This is a genomic window from Martelella sp. AMO21009, from assembly GCF_053484295.1.
This window is the reverse complement of record NZ_JBAKFR010000011.1, coordinates 110,185-126,555: the sequence shown is the minus strand read 5'-3', so window position 1 is coordinate 126,555 and position 16,371 is coordinate 110,185. Positions and strand designations below refer to the sequence as shown.

12 protein-coding genes are annotated in these 16,371 nt (G+C 60.8%); 4 read left to right on the top strand and 8 right to left on the bottom strand.

The features are described from left to right. Positions 1-11 precede the first annotated feature (11 nt). The 3 genes from V6766_RS14145 to V6766_RS14135 are packed head-to-tail and all read right to left on the bottom strand — an operon-like array spanning position 12 to position 2,416. Entirely contained in the window at positions 12-1,709 is a 1,698-nt protein-coding gene (locus tag V6766_RS14145) for a recombinase family protein (protein WP_448467430.1), read from the bottom strand. 13 nt (positions 1,710-1,722) lie between these two features. Continuing rightward, positions 1,723-2,103 carry a helix-turn-helix domain-containing protein gene (locus tag V6766_RS14140; protein WP_292060188.1) on the bottom strand — a complete coding sequence of 127 codons (381 nt, stop codon included), beginning with the start codon at positions 2,101-2,103 and terminating at the stop codon, positions 1,723-1,725. After that, complete coding sequence (locus tag V6766_RS14135) at positions 2,093-2,416, bottom strand: type II toxin-antitoxin system HigB family toxin (protein ID WP_230722926.1); 324 nt, start codon at positions 2,414-2,416, stop codon at positions 2,093-2,095. Before V6766_RS14135 ends, V6766_RS14140 begins: the two co-directional genes overlap by 11 nt. A gap of 605 nt (positions 2,417-3,021) precedes the next feature. On the opposite strand from V6766_RS14135, the gene V6766_RS14130 reads away from it, so the two are divergent. Beyond that, positions 3,022-3,387 carry an EF-hand domain-containing protein gene (locus V6766_RS14130; protein WP_292060185.1) on the top strand — a complete coding sequence of 122 codons (366 nt, stop codon included), beginning with the start codon at positions 3,022-3,024 and terminating at the stop codon, positions 3,385-3,387. A gap of 410 nt (positions 3,388-3,797) precedes the next feature. On the opposite strand, the gene arcC is transcribed toward V6766_RS14130, so the two are convergent. The 4 genes from arcC to V6766_RS14110 are packed head-to-tail and all read right to left on the bottom strand — an operon-like array spanning position 3,798 to position 8,458. Beyond that, positions 3,798-4,727: a carbamate kinase gene (gene arcC, locus V6766_RS14125; protein WP_292060184.1), complete on the bottom strand. Its 930-nt coding sequence runs from the start codon at positions 4,725-4,727 to the stop codon at positions 3,798-3,800. A gap of 1 nt (position 4,728) precedes the next feature. After that, positions 4,729-5,730 (bottom strand): ornithine carbamoyltransferase, encoded by a 1,002-nt coding sequence (argF, locus tag V6766_RS14120; RefSeq protein WP_044411736.1) that lies wholly within the window; start codon positions 5,728-5,730, stop codon positions 4,729-4,731. Positions 5,731-5,751: 21 nt separating this feature from the next. Beyond that, a complete protein-coding gene (locus V6766_RS14115; RefSeq protein WP_044411733.1) occupies positions 5,752-6,981 on the bottom strand; it encodes an arginine deiminase in 1,230 nt (409 codons plus the stop codon). Between the two features lie 28 nt (positions 6,982-7,009). Further along, on the bottom strand, positions 7,010-8,458 hold the full coding sequence (locus tag V6766_RS14110; RefSeq protein ID WP_230721400.1) for a YfcC family protein: 1,449 nt from the start codon (positions 8,456-8,458) through the stop codon (positions 7,010-7,012). A gap of 457 nt (positions 8,459-8,915) precedes the next feature. On the opposite strand from V6766_RS14110, the gene glgX reads away from it, so the two are divergent. From glgX to V6766_RS14095, 3 genes are all read left to right on the top strand, one after another. Next, the gene (glgX, locus tag V6766_RS14105) at positions 8,916-10,991 is read left to right on the top strand and encodes a glycogen debranching protein GlgX (protein WP_230721401.1); all 2,076 of its coding nucleotides are present in this window, start codon (positions 8,916-8,918) and stop codon (positions 10,989-10,991) included. Between the two features lie 17 nt (positions 10,992-11,008). Then, complete coding sequence (locus tag V6766_RS14100) at positions 11,009-11,785, top strand: SDR family oxidoreductase (protein WP_044404320.1); 777 nt, start codon at positions 11,009-11,011, stop codon at positions 11,783-11,785. Positions 11,786-11,870: 85 nt separating this feature from the next. Further along, complete coding sequence (locus V6766_RS14095; RefSeq protein WP_448467425.1) at positions 11,871-14,636, top strand: HAD-IC family P-type ATPase; 2,766 nt, start codon at positions 11,871-11,873, stop codon at positions 14,634-14,636. Positions 14,637-14,669: 33 nt separating this feature from the next. Here V6766_RS14095 and glgP read toward each other — a convergent pair whose 3' ends face one another. Beyond that, positions 14,670-16,364, bottom strand: coding sequence for an alpha-glucan family phosphorylase (gene glgP, locus V6766_RS14090; RefSeq protein ID WP_269066315.1), 1,695 nt, complete (start codon positions 16,362-16,364; stop codon positions 14,670-14,672). Positions 16,365-16,371 lie beyond the last annotated feature (7 nt).

Below are 16,371 nucleotides of genomic sequence, written 5' to 3'. Positions count from 1 at the left end.
GCTCGTCAGGCTCATAACCTGAAGGCCGCAGGTTCAAATCCTGCCCCCGCAACCACTGATACCAACACTCCCGAGGAAGTCCCTCCGGGAGTGTTCGTTTTTGAAGCCTTTCCAAGGGCTTGCCGCTCCGTCCACGCCAGGATCTGTCCAAGTTCGCCGTAAAGCGTGGCATCGATCTCGCCGCGTTTCTGGCCTGGCGTGAGGACGATCTTCTCGATCAGCATCCGCAGGGCCTCGGCCGCTTCCTGGCGCACTGCGGGGCGATTCAGGGCCTGTGTGAGCTTTGCGACCTTCTTCGCGTAGATTGTTGAGGCGGTCGGTAACAGGTCTGGCTTGTTCTCCGGTGCGTCGGCGAGCAGGGCGGCCAGCTCGGCCTTGCGGGCTTCCAGCTTTGTCATCTTCTCTTTCATCGACGGATGGTACATGCCGTCGGCAATGGCCTCGACGATCTGGGCGATCTGCTTCTCGATCTTAGCCAGTTCCACCTGCCAGGCGTCGCCGTTCGAGCGACGCTCGCGGTTCAGCCGATTCGTCTCTTCGGCATAGGCGCGCATCGCTTCCGCTGCGACTTCGGGCGCCATCATGCGGTCCTTGAGCCCGGAGAGCACGCGTTCTTCCAGTTCTTCCTGTCGGATGGTGCGGCTGTTGGAGCAGGTGCCTTTGCTGATGTGGTTGGAGCAGGCGAACCGACCCGCGCCGCGCAGCGAATAGGGACCGCCACAGGAGCCGCAGTAGACCAGGCCGGACAGAAGAGACTGAGGCCGACGCTTGCCATTGAGCTGGTTTTTCTTGTGATGCTGGCGAACAGCTTCGGTGACGTTCGCGTATTTGTCGGCGATCACCGCCTGCCGATCGCGCACCGCTTGCCAAAGGGCATCATCGACAATCCGCAGCTCGGGCACCTCGCGGATCAACCATTCGCTCTCCGGGTTGAGGCGCGAGACGCGCCTGCCGGTCGACGGGTCCTTGATGTAGCGCAGCCGGTTCCAGATCAGGCGGCCGATATAGAGCTCGTTATTTATGAGACCCGTTCCGCGTTTCACATGGCCACGGATCGTGGTGTCTCCCCACGGCTTGCCGTTAGGTCCCGGAATACCCTCTTCGTTCAGTCTGCGTGCGATCGTTCGCGGACCGATTCCTGATGCGAATTCGCGGAAGACGCGACGGATGATATTCGCCTCAGCCTCGTCGATCTCCCGGCCGCCTCGGATCGGCTCTCCTCGGGCATCGAGTTGCTTGACGACCTTGTAGCCATAGCAGAGCCCGCCACCGGACTTGCCTTCCTCCACGCGACCACGAAGGCCTCGATGTGTCTTGGCGGCGAGATCCTTGAGGAACAACGCATTCATCGTTCCCTTCAGGCCGACATGCAACTCGCTGATCTCGGCTTCAGCCAGCGTTACGATCGGTACGCCGGCGAACTTCAGATGCTTGAAGAAAGTTGCGACATCGGCCTGGTCGCGGGAGATGCGATCCAGAGCTTCGGCCAGCACCATGTCGAACTGCCCGGCCTGGGCGTCCTGCAGCAGTGACTGGATGCCGGGACGCAAGATCATGCTCGCACCGGAGATGCCGGCATCCTTGTAGGTGCCGACGATCTTCCATTTCTCGCGCTTCGCCTGCTCGCGGCAGATACGGAACTGGTCCTCGATTGAGGCCTCCCGCTGATTGTCTGAAGAGTAGCGGGCGTAGAGCGCGACACGCATCATGCAGAACCTCCCGTTACGCAACCTTGTCGAAGCGGCTCGGCTGGATCAGCACCTCGGCGGAAATCCCGAGTTGTTCATGCAAATGCCGGATCATGTCGATCGACAAGCCACGCTTGCGATTGAGAACGTCGGCGACCCGGTTGCGGGGACCGATCATCGGTTCGAGGTCCTTGCGGGTGAGCCCCTGCTGCTCCATCCGAAACCGGATCGCCTCGATTGGATCGGGCGGATCCATCGGATAGTGCTTCGCTTCATAGACCTCGATCAGAGTTGTGAGCACGTCAAGGCGGTCCCCTTCCGGTGTACCGCTCTTGGCACCCCAAAGGCGTTCCACCTCTTCGAGTGCTGCATCGTAGTCCGCTTCGGAGCGGATAGGTCTTAGCTCAGTCGCCATGTCTCACCTCAGCTACGTCTATCCTGTCATATGCCTTGTGGGTGCCGATCCACTTGATCCAGACGATGCCCTTCTCGAAGTCGACGGCCACCACCAAGCGGTAGTCGTTGCCCTTGATGTTGAAGACAATCCGCTCGGCGTTGACGATGCTGGCCGTGGCGTAGTGTCTCTTAACATCGGCGGAACTCGCCCACTCTGCCTTGCTGACTTCATCGAACCACGCATCGAGCGCGGCCTTCACGGCCGGCTGATTCTTTTGCCCCGCGAGGCTTTCGACAAACTCCCGTAAGGTGCGGCGGGCAATGATCCTCATTTGAGTCTCTATGTAGCACGGGACCATTATGGTCTCAAGGTCAAATATCGAAGCCCCGGCGGCGATCCTGCCACCGGGGCAACATGCCTGTATGTGATGCAGCCTACGTAGGTTTGCTGCTCTTTCGCCGAATGAGCTTTCGTTCCCGAGAATCTTGCCGCTCGAATTGCTCGCGCGCAATCTGGCGACCGATCAGGCGCGCCAGACGAAGCACAGGTTCGTCCGAACCAAGGTGCGCGTCGACAGACCCCACTTTACCTGTAGAGTTGAGGCCTTTCTGAACCTTCCTTTCTCGATAGGCTGCCATCTCTCTCAGAATCCCGCCGACAATCGACGGGTTGATGAGAGAGCTTTCAATCAGCGATGAAAAGTCTCACTGGAACGAGGCGAAACAACCGGCGACTGTAGCGTGCAAATCGGCGGGGTGAGGATCGCTTGTCATATCGAAGAGGGCCGTTGGCGCCCAACACTACGGGATTGAGGCTCGAACGGATAATTGCCACCCGGCGTAAGGAAACCCCGCCGGCTACGTCAATACTCCTGACACGGGTGAGGATCATGTCCTCGCAGTGCATCTCTGCTCGTTATCTAAAAGGAGAAACAGGATGAAGACGATCTACTTAATCCTCTCGGTATCAGCCATTGCGCTCGCCTCCGCCACCGCCCAGGCGGCTCAACACGGGCAGGAAGAGCCCGGTGGAATGATGCAGCAGCATGGTGGCCCGACCACCGGCCTGATGGGTCAAAGCGGCATGAATAGTCAGGGCGGTATGGGCCACGGCATGGTGCTCAAGATGATGATGGCAATGATGGATACTGACGGCGACAGCGTACTCTCACTTGAAGAGTTTCAGGCTGTACACGCCCGAATGTTCGGACTGATCGACGCCGATGGGGACGGAGCGCTTACTCTTGAGGAGATCAAGTCCTTCATGCACGACGGCAAAATGCCTGCCGGAGGAGCTCACTAGGCCGCCGCTCCGAGAGATGCTGGACTGCGGCAGGCTAGGCAGCCAGACCATCCCTGGTCCTGCCTCAGCAGGATTAGTTTCGGTTCCGGTCGCAAATGAGCTTCGCCCTCCAGGCGAAGAGTTGTAGGCCTATGTCAACATTGCCCACAACCTTACCAAAATAGGGGACTGGCGGCGCGGAAAGTGCGCAGCCACCCCGCCGTGTGATTCTGGGACAGCGCGGCCGTGCCGATTGAAAGGATGTCGGCAGATCACACATCCGACTAGCCCTGACACCTCACTCCGCCTTCGGCGACTCGGCGTCCGCCGACCAATGCAGATTGGCCGGGAGCTCAAATTGTGTGCGATCGAAAAGCCGAGAGCGCCTCGCCTAATTGTCCTCCCAAGGGGAATCTCCAGTTTCTAGCTCGTTATGCGCCGTCGTCGCCCCTTCTTCCAAGAAACAGCGTCCCCGCTGTGCCATCCAGGATTTTTGCCGCATCGGCCAGAAGTCCAATCCCTGCCACCGCTCCACCAGCTTGCACAAAGCGGCTGGCGGCCTCGACCTTCGGGCCCATCGAGCCGACGGGCAAGTCAAGCTGTTCGGTTTCGTCAGGGGAGATGGCCTGCACGGGTGAGGCTTGCGGCGTACCCCACTGGCGATAGACAGCATCAACGTCGGTCAGCAGCAACAACGCATCTGCTTTGAGCTGTTCGGCCAACAGTCCGCTCGCCCGGTCCTTGTCTATGACGGCTTCGACACCCACCAGAGAGCCATCTTCGAGCTTAACTACAGGAATGCCTCCGCCGCCGGCGCAAATCACAATCACTTCGCGTTCGACCAAAAGCTTTATGACGCGCATGTCCGGTATTTCCAGTGGCAAAGGCGAGGACACGATCCGCCGCCAGCCTGTCCCGTCAGGCGCAATCCGCCAGCCACGTGCTGCGGCCAGCCGGCGAGCTTCCTTCTCCTCATAAGTTGGACCAACCGGCTTGGTGGGGTTGGCGAAGGCCGTATCTTTCGAGTCTACGACGACCTGTGTTAGTAGCGTCACAACTGGGACTGCGTGGTCGAGCGCATTCTCCAACTCTTGCTCGATCAGGTAGCCGACCATCCCCTCCGTCTCAGCGCCCAGAACATCGAGAGGGTAGGCTTCGTCAGGCCTGTATGCTGCACCTTGCAATGCGAGCAGACCGATCTGCGGCCCGTTGCCGTGTGTGACGACGAGACGATGGCCCGCACGAACCATCTCAGCGAGCGAGGCAGCCGCGCGTCTGACGTTGTCGCGCTGTGTCTCGGCGGTCATCGGCTCGCCACGCTGCAGAAGCGCATTGCCGCCCAAGGCTACGACGACTAGCATCTCAGTTACCGATCGTGGCAACGAGCACCGCCTTGATAGTGTGCATGCGGTTCTCAGCTTGGTCGAAGACGATCGACGCCGAGCTCTCGAACACCTCGTCGGTCACTTCCATTGCGTCAAGTCCGAACTTTTCGGCAATTTCGGCTCCAACGCTGGTTGCGGTGTCATGGAAGGCGGGAAGGCAATGCATGAACTTGGTGCAAGGATTGCCGGTCTTGCTCATCAAGTCCGCATTGACCTGATAGGGCATCAAAAGCTTGATGCGTTCGGCCCATTTTTCTGCCGGCTCTCCCATCGAGAGCCAGACGTCGGTGTAGACGAAATCCACACCGTCGACAGCGCGTTTGACGTCGTCGGTAATCATCACGCGTGCCCCGGTTTGCCCAGATATCATTTCGGCTTCCTCGCGGATCGCATCCGCGGGCCAACAGGCCTTTGGCGCACACAGCCGCACATCCATTCCCATCTTGGCGCCGCCAATAAGAAGGCTATCGCCCATGTTGTTGCCGGCATCGCCGACGAAGACGTAGGAGATTTCATTCAACGTCTTATCCGAGTGCTCTTTCATAGTGAGGAGGTCGGCCAGAATTTGGGTGGGATGGAACTCGTCTGTGAGGCCGTTATAAACAGGTACGCCAGCATAGGCTGCGAGTTCTTCCACGATCGTCTGCCCGAAGCCGCGATACTCTATCGCATCATAGACACGGCCGAGCACCCGCGCGGTATCCTTCACGTTCTCCTTGTGTCCAAGATGGCTTCCTGACGGGCCGAGATAGGTGACGGTCGCACCCTGGTCGTGCGCCGCGACCTCGAAACCAACCCGAGTCCGGGTGGAGTCCTTTTCAAATATTAGAGCGATCTCCTTGCCCTTTAGTCGCGGCTGCTCGTAGCCGGCATACTTTGCTGCCTTGAGATCGGCAGCGAGTTTCAGGAGAAAGGCGATCTCGCGGGCATCGAAATCGCGCAGGGTCAGAAAGCTGCGGTTCTTCAAATTGAACGACATTGGTTCTTCTTTCTATTCGGTTCAGGCAGCATCGCGTATTGTGGGGCAGCTCATGCAATGTCCGCCGCCGCGGCCTCGACCGAGTTCTGCGCCAGGGATAGCCAGCACCTCGATGCCAGCAGCTCTTAGTGCGGCGTTGGTGTCATCGTTGCGGTCATAACCGATGACCACGCCAGGGCGCAGTGCCAAGACGTTGTTGCCATCGTTCCACTGCTCGCGCGCACGTTCTTCTTCGGTATCCCCGCCGGTCGGGATAACCTGGAGTTTTCGGTAGCCAAGTACGTCTGCCACAATCTCAAAGATCGGACGCGGATCGTGTCGAAAGGACAGGGGAGCTTCGCCTTCGCCCGGGCGGATATCATAGCAAACCAGTTCGTCCGCGACCTCTTTGAAGGTTGTGACCACATCCCCTCCACAGAGCGTGAAAATCGTATCCAAATGCATCGCGGCCCGCGACTTGGGTATCCGAAACGCAACCACGCGATCGACGACACCGTCAGCGAATAGCTTTTTGGCTAGTTGACCGATGCCTTGCGGCGACGATCGTTCGCCCATTCCCACAAGAACGGTGCGGTTTCCAACCGGCATCACGTCGCCGCCTTCGAGCGTTGCAAGGCCATGGTCTCGCGTTGGATCACCCCAATGTATCGTGACTTTGCCGGCAAAGTTCGGGTGGAACTTGTAAATTGCAGTGTTAAGCAGCGTTTCTGGACGGCGCGCCGGCCAAAACATCGGGTTGACTGTAACTCCTCCATAAATCCAAGCAGAGTTGTCCCTGGTGAACAGAGCATTGGGAAGTGGCGGAAGGATAAAACCGTTATGGCCAAGGTAGCTGCCGAAAAGGCCGGTCGGCGTGAATGGAAGATCGGCAGTTGTCAGCCCGCCGATCAGATGCTCCGCCAGTTTCACGCTAGGCAATTCGGTCATCCAGGCACGCAGCTCGGACCTCATGCCGGCGCCGATCTGATCCGCAGTAATGCGATGGTCGAGCACCCAGGCACGACCTTCCTTGGAGTCCAGCGTTTCAGCCAAAAGGATGTTGACATCTAGCACGTCGACGCCCTCATCCCGCATTAGACTGGAAAAGATGTCATGATCCTTCTGGGCTTGCTTGACCCAGAATACATCGTCGAACAGTAGCTCCTCGCGATTGGAGGGCGTCAACCGTCGGTGCGCTAGACCGGGGCGGCAGACGATAACCTGCCTCAGCTTTCCGGTTTCTGAATGGACGCCGAAACTTTGATCGGACATTGGATCTTCCTTGATTAGAATTTTTGGATCAGAGCACCGCAGCGAAGCTGAGCGACGCCACAATGAAGACTGCGAGGATTAGCAGCAGTGGCCAAATGAATAGGAGCCAGCGTTCATAGGGAACGCGCCCTATAGCGAGGCCTCCGATCACGACTGCGAACGTGGGGTTGATCAGATTCACAAGTCCGTTGGCCGACTGGTAAGCCGTGACAACAAGGTCACGCCCCACCCCCGCAAAATCGGCGAGCGGCGCCAGAATGGGCATCGAAAGAACCGCCAGTCCCGACGAAGACGGAACCAGGAAGCTCATTGCCGTCTCGATGCCAAACATAGCGTTGATAAAGGCGACCTCTGACAGTCCGCTGACTGCCTGCTCCGACCAGTACAGGATCGTGTCGGAAATCCGTCCCTGCTCCATGATTACCACGATGCCGCGGGCCAGCCCGATCACCAACGCCACGCCAAGTAAATCGCGCGCGCCGTCAACGAAGGCCGCGGTGAACCGCTTCTCACCCATCCACGCGATGATACCAACGACAAGCGACGCTCCGAGGAACAGGGCTCCCATCCGAGCCATCCACCAGCCCTGCGTTGACACGCCCCAAATCATGACCGCGAAGGTTGCGGCGAAGACGATCAGCACCAGCTTCTGCCGTGAGGTAAGGTGGGCGTCGCTCCCTGTTGCGGTATCCTTGGAGAGGAAAAATCGCTCGTTGCTCTCCTTCATCGAGCTCACAACGGAGCGCGCCGGATCAGCCTTCACACGCGCCGCATAACGCATGACAAAAGCAGCGGAGAGGACGAACCCGCCGATTAGGATCAGTAACCGCAGGAAAAGCCCGCCGGTAAAGGGAATGGCCGCGGCGTTTGAAGCTATGATCGTTGCGAACGGGTTGATCGTCGACCCGAGCACCCCGATGCCCGCTCCAATCAGGATAATCGCGACACCGGTCACGCTATCGTAGCCGGCGGCTATAACGAGCGGGATTAGGATCGGGTAGAAGGCGAGCGTTTCCTCAGCCATTCCATAGGTCGTACCACCGGCGGCAAAGAGCACCATAAGGATGGGGATCATCCACTTTTCGCGACCACGAAGAGCTCGCATTGCCGAGGAGATCCCCGTGTCGACAGCACCTGTTGCATTAACGACGCCGAGAAATCCGCCGATTAGCAATACGAACAACGCAACGTCGATGGCATTTGCGACATTACTGTCGGGATCATAGAAACCAGCAATTGGGGCGAGTAAGACCTCAACCGGGCCCTGCGGGTTAGCTTCGACTTGCTGATAGGTCCCCGCAACCGCGATTTCACGACCCACAGCATCGTTCATGGCGCGGTCATACTGTCCGGCCGGAATCAACCAAGTCAGCGCGGCAACGACGACGATCAGGCCGAAGAGGATCGTGAAAGCGGTCGGAAATCGTGATGCAGGAGCGGGTTGTTCGTCATTCGGTTTGGTTGCTGCATCCGACATCTATTTCTCCTCGTTGCACTCGCTTATTGATGGGTAACAGTCGCCCGATCACAGACAGACCATCAGGACGTTTGACCGTGGTGGAGCCGACATACCTTCACAGACGCACTGAAGTGCAGAGCATTACAGTGCCGCTGTAATGGTGAGTGCCCGTAATCTTGATTCCGGATTGCCCCGATACCCGCGGTGACCGGGCACGCTCGTAGTCCTCATCTAGCGGCAGCCCCCTCAAGAAGAGCGCCCTCTCGGCGAGGTGGTGTATCGGGTGCGTTCGGCGCACTGAGGGAACTCTTTTACCCTCGAGTAAGGCCATGGCGATTCCGGAAGATGGCGAAGGGGCTGTAAGGCGCGAGGGTCGTTGGCGTCCTTAGAGAAACGTGGCCCGCCGCAAGGGTCGTCGCCGCGCCGAAAGGGGCGGTGACACTGGTTCACGGCCATGATGACGAGGAGCGCACCGATGACGGAACGCATAGCTTGGTTCGACGCCCTAACCGTCGGCTCGGACAGCGGCACCGTCCGGATCGGGCGCGGTGAGCCACTGCCGCTCGGGCTGCATGACTGCTGTGACGGCCTGAACATAGCGGTGTTCAGCCGGCACGCCGCGGGCGTGACCCTGCTTCTGTACGGAACGGCTGACGAGAGAGAGCCGTGCGCTCGACTACCGCTCGATGCCCGGCGTCACCGGACTGGCGACATCTGGCATGCGCGGTTGACGGGTGACCTTCGCGGGAAGTTCTATGCTCTGCAGGCCGATGGGCCCGGTTCGCCGGATGACGGACATGACTTCGATCTAGATCGAACGCTGCTCGATCCCTATGCCGCCTCCGTCACCGACCTGTCTCCCGGCTCGCCCGGCCGCTGCGTGGTCGCCGACCAAGGCTTCGACTGGTTCGAGGACGCACCGCTCCGCCATCCCTGGAGCAAGACGATCCTCTATGAGACCCATGTCCGGGGCCTCACGATTGACCCGTCTTCCGGCGTTAACAGACAAGGGGAGTATCTCGGCGTGGTCGAGAAGATCCCCTACTTTCGCGAACTTGGCATCACGGCTCTGGAGCTGATGCCTATCCAAGCCTTCGCGCCGGAAGCACTCGAACGGAACGGTCCGCTGACCGGCGAGCGGCTGCGCGACTACTGGGGCTACAACCCCGTCGCCCTGTTTGCACCGATGTCCCGCTATTCCGGCAGCGTCGCGCCGGGCGGCGAGCTCGTCGCCTTCAAGACAATGGTTCGGGAGCTTCACCGGGCAGGAATTGAGGTCATCCTCGACGTCGTCTTCAACCACACGGCAGAAGGCGGGAGAAACGGGCCGACCTACAGCTTCCGGGGGCTCGACAACACGATCTACTACATCCTGACACAGGATGGGGAGTACGCGGATTATACCGGCTGTGGCAACACGCTGAACTGCAACCATCCGGTGGTACGCAACATGGTCGTAGATTGCCTGCGACACTGGGTGGTCCACTTTCACATCGACGGCTTCCGATTCGATCTCGCATCGGTGCTCGGGCGCGACGCGCGAGGGAAGTTGTTGGCGAACCCACCGCTGCTCGAACAGATCGCCGAGGATCCGATCCTGCGCGACGTCAAACTGATTGCGGAAGCCTGGGATGCCGGCGGCGCGTTCCAGGTGGGCCACTTCCCCGGCCGACGCTGGGCAGAGTGGAACTGCCATTTTCGCGACGACGTTCGCCGCTTCTGGCGCGGCGATCCGGGCATGACCGGCGCGCTTGCGACCCGGCTGGCGGGCAGCAGCGATCTCTACCAGGACGGTGGCGAAGGTCCGCTCAACAGCGTGAATTTCGTCACCAGCCACGACGGCTTCACGCTCAACGATCTCGTCAGTTACACGCGCAAGCACAACGAGGCGAACGGCGAGGAGAACCGTGACGGCCTCGACGAGAACTACAGCGATAACTACGGCGCCGAAGGTTCGAGCGACGATCCGCAGATCGAGGCGATGCGGTTGCGGCAGATCAAGAACCTGCTCACCACGCTCTTGCTCTCTCGCGGCGTGCCGATGCTTCTCGGCGGCGACGAGTTCCGTCGCACGCAAGGAGGCAACAACAACGCCTACTGCCAGGACAACACGGTCTCCTGGTACGACTGGTCGTTAGCGGGGCGGAATGCGGAACTCGTGCGATTCGTCCGGCAACTGATCGCTTTGCGCAAGGCGCATCCCGTCCTGCGGGCCGAAACCTTCTACACGGATGTCGAGGTCAGATGGTTCGAACCGACCGGGCAACAGCCAGATTGGCACGGGCCCGACAACAGGCTCGGCTGCCTCATCCGGGACAGCGGCGCGAGCCTTTGCCTGCTCTTTAATGCGGCTCTCGCCCCTTGCCGATTTGTCATGCCGCCCTCAGCGGGAAGCGGATGGCACATAGCGATCGACACATCGAAGAACGAAAGCATCGCCGATACATCTTTCGGGGCCGAAGACACGATTGCGCAGAGCAACATCTGGCTCGAGGCGCGCACGACAATCGTCGCTGTCAGTCGCTCCACAGAAGCGGGGCCCATCGAATGACTGGAGGGAGTTTGAAAATGAGCAGAGTGCAAGACAAGGTAGCGATCGTAACGGGCGCTTCGCTGGGATTGGGCGAGTCAGCGGCAAGGATGTTGGCGCGAGAAGGGGCGAAAGTGGTCCTCAGCGACATCAAGGATGAGGAAGGTGAGCGGGTGGCGCAGATCATCGGCGAGGACGGCGGCGATGTGCTCTACCTCCATCACGACGTTTCCGACGAGAGCGCCTGGGAGGAGGTGGTACAGGTTACCCTTGACCGCTTCGGCCGCCTCGACGTGCTCGTCAACAATGCCGGTGTCGGCTGGGGTGGGCCTCCCGAGGAGGAGACGCTGGAGCGTTGGCATCGGCTGATGAACGTCAATCTTGACGGCGTGTTCCTCGGGACCAAGCACGCGATCCTGGCGATGAAACGGAACGACCCACCGGGCGGCTCGATCATCAACCTCTCCTCGATCGAGGGGCTTGTCGGCGATCCAAATCTCGGTGCCTATAACGCGTCGAAGGGCGGTGTGCGACTCTACACCAAGTCGACCGCGCTCTACTGCGCTAAGGCGGGCCTGAACATCCGTGTCAACTCGGTCCATCCCGGCTATATTTGGACACCGATGGTCGAGAACTACCTCGCGGAGCACGGCGACGTCGAGGAAGGCCGTCAGGCTCTGAATGCTCTGCACCCGGTAGGGCATATCGGAGAACCAGACGACATAGCCTATGGCGTGCTCTATCTTGCTTCGGATGAGTCGAAGTTCGTGACCGGCACAGAACTGGTGATCGACGGAGGCTACACCGCCCAATAGGTGCCGTTTGCTATAGGCTGCGAAGCCAGCAACTGCGCTGCTTTAGGCGTTCGCAGATGCGGGCGCCTTCAGTGCCGAAGATGACATGACTGAGAGACTTCAAGAACAAGCGGTTACGACCGCGCCGGACTATCCGCGAACCGTTGGCTCCAATTCGGCACGACCTTGGCATGCCCTCCCGATTGAAGACGTGCAGCTGATGCTGGCAACGGGCACCGACGGACTGGATGGGAACGAGGCAGGGCGGCGTCTGACCGCGCATGGTCCCAATATCCTGCCGGCCGCCAAGCCGCGCAGTGCCATCCGGCGCTTCGTCGCCCAGTTCGACAACCTCCTGATCTATGTCCTGCTCGTCGCCGCGGCCGTCACCTTGGCGCTTGAACACGGTATCGACGCGGCGGTGATCCTCGCCGTGGTGGTGCTCAACGCCGTGATCGGCTTCGTGCAGGAGGGCCGGGCCGAGCAGGCGCTCGACGCGATCCGCGGCATGCTGGCACCGCGCGCCTCGGTCGTGCGTGCGGGACGCCGCGTCACGCTCGCGGCGGAAGAGCTGGTTCCAGGCGACTTGGTCCTGCTCGATCCCGGCGACCGGGTGCCTGCCGATCTGCGCCTCGTCCGTAGCCGCAGCCTACGGATCGAAGAGGCGGCGCTGACTGGCGAGTCGGTCCCCGTTGAGAAGTCGCCGGCGCCCGTGATGGCCGAAGCGCCGCTCGGCGATCGTACCTCCATAGCGTTCTCGGGCACGCTTGTTGCGGCCGGGCAAGGCGCCGGCGTCGTTTTCGCCACCGGCGGGGACACTGAGATCGGTCGCGTCAGCGCCCTGGTCGACGCCGTCGAGACTTTAACGACGCCGCTTCTGCGCCAGATGGACAGCTTCGCGCGGCGGCTTACCGTGGCCATTCTTGGCGTCTCCGTGGCGATCTTCGCTTTTGCCGTGTTCGTCCGCGGATATGCCATCGAGGATGCTTTCCTTGTTGTGGTTGGAGTCGCCGTGGCCGCCATTCCCGAAGGGTTGCCGGCGGTGATGACGATCGCGCTTGCCCTGGGCGTTCAGCGCATGGCGGCACGCGATGCCATTGTCCGGCGTCTGCCCGCGGTCGAGACACTGGGTTCTGTCTCGATTATTTGCACCGACAAGACCGGTACGCTGACGCGGAATGAGATGACGGTCGTGGCGGCAGCGACTGCCGCGGCCACCTTCGAGATAGGTGGGGCCGGCTACGATCCGAGTGGCGAGGTGCGCCTGCGCGAGGAGAAAGTCGAGCCGGCGGAGCACTCCACTCTTGTCGGCTTGGCGCGCGCCGCACTGCTGTGCAGCGATGCCTCGTTGCGGCGGACCGAGATCGGTTGGGTTGTAGATGGTGACCCGATGGAGGGCGCGCTGGTCGCATTCGGTTCAAAGGTCGGAATTGATGTCGAGCAATTGAGAAAAGAGATCCCGCGCCACGACGAGATCCCCTTCGACGCCCGGCATCGCTTCATGGCGACCTTGCACCATGGCGTCGACGGCGAAGCTTTCATCTGTATTAAGGGAGCGCCGGAGCGGGTGCTGGCGATGTGCGACCTCCAGCGCGGCCCGGTCAGCGATATGCCACTTGACCACGCTGCCTGGCGGGTGCGGGTGGAGGCGCTCGGGGCACGCGGACAGCGGGTGCTTGCGGTCGCCGTCAAGCGACTATCTTCGGCCAGCAGTGATCTCACTTTCACCGATGTCGAAGGGGGCCTCACGTTGCTCGGCTTGCTCGGGCTTATCGACCCTCCGCGCGCGGAAGCTGTGACCGCGGTGCGCGATTGCCGGGCGGCGGGCATCCGGATCAAGATGATCACCGGCGACCATGCGGCGACCGCCGTCGCGATCGCCGGGCTGCTCGGGCTGGAGCAGCCGGAGGCCGTTGCGACGGGGCAGGAGCTGGATGCGCTCGACGACGCGACGCTGCGGTGCAGGGCGCGTGACGTCGATGTCTTCGCGCGCGCCGCGCCGGAGCACAAGCTGCGCTTGGTCGAAGCGCTCCAGGCCGACGGCGCGGTGCTGGCGATGACTGGTGATGGGGTGAACGACGCGCCGGCGCTCAAGCGGGCCGATGTCGGTGTGGCGATGGGACAGAAGGGCACCGAGGCTGCCAAGGAAGCGGCCGAGATGGTGCTGGCCGACGACAATTTCGCCTCGATCGTCGCCGCGGTGCGCGAGGGCCGTACAGTCTATGACAACCTCAAGAAGGTGATTGCCTGGACCTTGCCAACCAACGGCGGTGAGGCGCTGACCGTGATCGGTGCTCTTCTGGTTGGACTGACGTTGCCGATTACGGCTGTACAGATCCTGTGGATCAACATGGTGACGGCGGTCGCGCTGGGACTCACCTTGGCCTTTGAGCCGACCGAGCCCGACGCTATGCACCGGCCGCCTCGCGCGGCTGATGAGTCGCTGATTTCGGGTTTCCTGGTCTGGCGCATCGTCTTCGTATCGGTCCTGTTTGTGATCGGCACCTTCGGGATGTTCTTCTGGGCAGAATGGCGTGGGCTGTCGCTGGAGGAAACGCGCACTCTGGTCGTCAATACCATCGTGGTCATGGAGATATTCTATCTGTTCAGTGTTCGCTATCAGCACGGATCGTCGCTCACCTGGAGCGGCGTACTGGGCACCCCCGTAGTGGCAGTCGGAGTCGGTGTTGTTGTGCTGCTCCAGCTTGCCTTCACCTACGCACCGCCTCTGCAGGCAGTGTTCGGAACGCGGCCGGTAAGCTTGACGGACGGGCTGACGGTAATCGGTGTCGGCGTCATTCTGTTGGCCGTCGTCGAAGCTGAAAAGCTGATTGGGCGTCTCGCCTCGAGGTCGCGAGAGTCCGGGCATTGACGAGAACGTATCTGCGCGGTGACAAACTTGGAGTCAGCGGAGATAAGCCTCGCTCGCATATCGGCGCATCATGCGCTGGCTATTGAAGCGGGGACCGATCTTGCTGATTGAGTCCTTCATCATGCGGAGCCAGCGAGCCCGGTCGGTATAATAGAGCGGCAGAACCGTTCGTTCGAGCTTGTCATAGAGGTTTTGGGCATCGCCTTCGTGACGCTGATCGTCGTGGCCGATTGCCCAGCCCGTTACTCCTTCGACCCAGGCCTCGATCCACCAGCCGTCGAGGATACTCAGGTTCAGGACGCCGTTCAGCGCCGCCTTCATCCCGCTCGTGCCCGAAGCCTCGTAAGGCGGCAGGGGCGTGTTCAGCCAGACGTCCGCACCGGCTACAAGTTTCTTCGCAAGTGCCATGTCGTAGTTGGGTAGAAAGGCGATCGGGATGTCGGCGGCCAGGGCGCGTATGTGGGCGTGGATTTCCGCGATCAGTGTCTTGCCGCCATCGTCGTGTGGGTGGGCCTTGCCAGCCATCACCAGTTGGAACGGCTGTTCGCGGCTGATCGCCCGCAACCGCTCGATATCGGTGAACAGAAGGTCGGGGCGCTTGTAACCGGTCATGCGGCGGGCGAAGGCGAGGAGCGGAATATCAGGCCGCATCGCCGTGCCAGTCAACAGCTGCACCTCTGCAAGTAGTTCATCTTTAGCTGCCTGATGCGCTGACCAGACAGCGTTGTCTGAAAGCTGGTCCGCCCCAGAAAGCACCTCCGGATCGTGCCCCCAGTCAGGGGCGAACCCCTGAAACAGCTGGGCAAAGGTCGGATGTACCCAAGTGGGGGCATGGACGCCATTGGTTACCGCCCGGATGCCGTAGCCGGGGAACATACGTCGGGTGGTCTCGGCATGGCGTATTGCAACTCCGTTGACATAGCCGCTCAGATTGAGTGCGAGCCGCGTCATGTTCAGGCGATCCGGTCCGGCCAGTAGCTTCATCTGGTCCAACGGCAGAAAGTCGCTGAGCAGACGCCCCGCTTTCTCGTAGTCGAAGCGATCGTGGCCCGCTTCGACAGGTGTATGGGTAGTGAAAATACAGCGCTCGCGCACTCTGTCCGCATCGTAGCTCAGCGCACCATCGCGCGGCCGATCGCTCGGATGCGGATGCTCGCGCAGCAGCGCAGCCGCGAGTAGCGCGGCGTGGCCTTCGTTAAGGTGATAGGTTTCAACGTCGAAGCCGAGTGCGTGTAAGACACGCATGCCGCCAACCCCAAGCACGATCTCCTGCTTTAGACGATAAGCTTCATCACCGCCGTAGAGGCGGTCGGTGATCTCGCGGTCGGCGGGATCATTGTGATCGAGCCGAGTGTCGAGCAGGAGGACAGGGATCGCATGTCCGATCGGACAGGTTAGCACGTGCAGCCACGGCCGTACCCAAACAGCGCGCCCTTCGATCCTGACGGCCACCATGGCATCCAGTGGTGTCGCCCAATCTTCTAAATTCCATGGATCGGCATGATCGATCTGCCGCCCGTTGCTATCGATCTCCTGGCGAAGATAGCCCTCTCGGCTCGCCAAGGTCAGGAACACCATTGGCAGTTCCAGGTCGGCGCTAGACCGGACGGTATCGCCGGCGAGCACGCCGAGCCCTCCAGAATAGGTATGCATCTCCGGACGGAGGGCGATCTCCATTGAGAAATAGGCGATTCGTCTGTGCGGGAGGAAAGGATCTAATGGTGACAACTGCTTG

Bases quoted from the DNA above. Each gene is read 5' to 3' on its own strand.
- V6766_RS14145 (WP_448467430.1), bottom strand. From the start codon at position 1,709: ATGATGCGTGTCGCGCTCTACGCCCGCTACTCTTCAGACAATCAGCGG.
- V6766_RS14140 (WP_292060188.1), bottom strand. From the start codon at position 2,103: ATGGCGACTGAGCTAAGACCTATCCGCTCCGAAGCGGACTACGATGCA.
- V6766_RS14135 (WP_230722926.1), bottom strand. From the start codon at position 2,416: ATGAGGATCATTGCCCGCCGCACCTTACGGGAGTTTGTCGAAAGCCTC.
- V6766_RS14130 (WP_292060185.1), top strand. From the start codon at position 3,022: ATGAAGACGATCTACTTAATCCTCTCGGTATCAGCCATTGCGCTCGCC.
- arcC (WP_292060184.1), bottom strand. From the start codon at position 4,727: ATGCTAGTCGTCGTAGCCTTGGGCGGCAATGCGCTTCTGCAGCGTGGC.
- argF (WP_044411736.1), bottom strand. From the start codon at position 5,730: ATGTCGTTCAATTTGAAGAACCGCAGCTTTCTGACCCTGCGCGATTTC.
- V6766_RS14115 (WP_044411733.1), bottom strand. From the start codon at position 6,981: ATGTCCGATCAAAGTTTCGGCGTCCATTCAGAAACCGGAAAGCTGAGG.
- V6766_RS14110 (WP_230721400.1), bottom strand. From the start codon at position 8,458: ATGTCGGATGCAGCAACCAAACCGAATGACGAACAACCCGCTCCTGCA.
- glgX (WP_230721401.1), top strand. From the start codon at position 8,916: ATGACGGAACGCATAGCTTGGTTCGACGCCCTAACCGTCGGCTCGGAC.
- V6766_RS14100 (WP_044404320.1), top strand. From the start codon at position 11,009: ATGAGCAGAGTGCAAGACAAGGTAGCGATCGTAACGGGCGCTTCGCTG.
- V6766_RS14095 (WP_448467425.1), top strand. From the start codon at position 11,871: ATGACTGAGAGACTTCAAGAACAAGCGGTTACGACCGCGCCGGACTAT.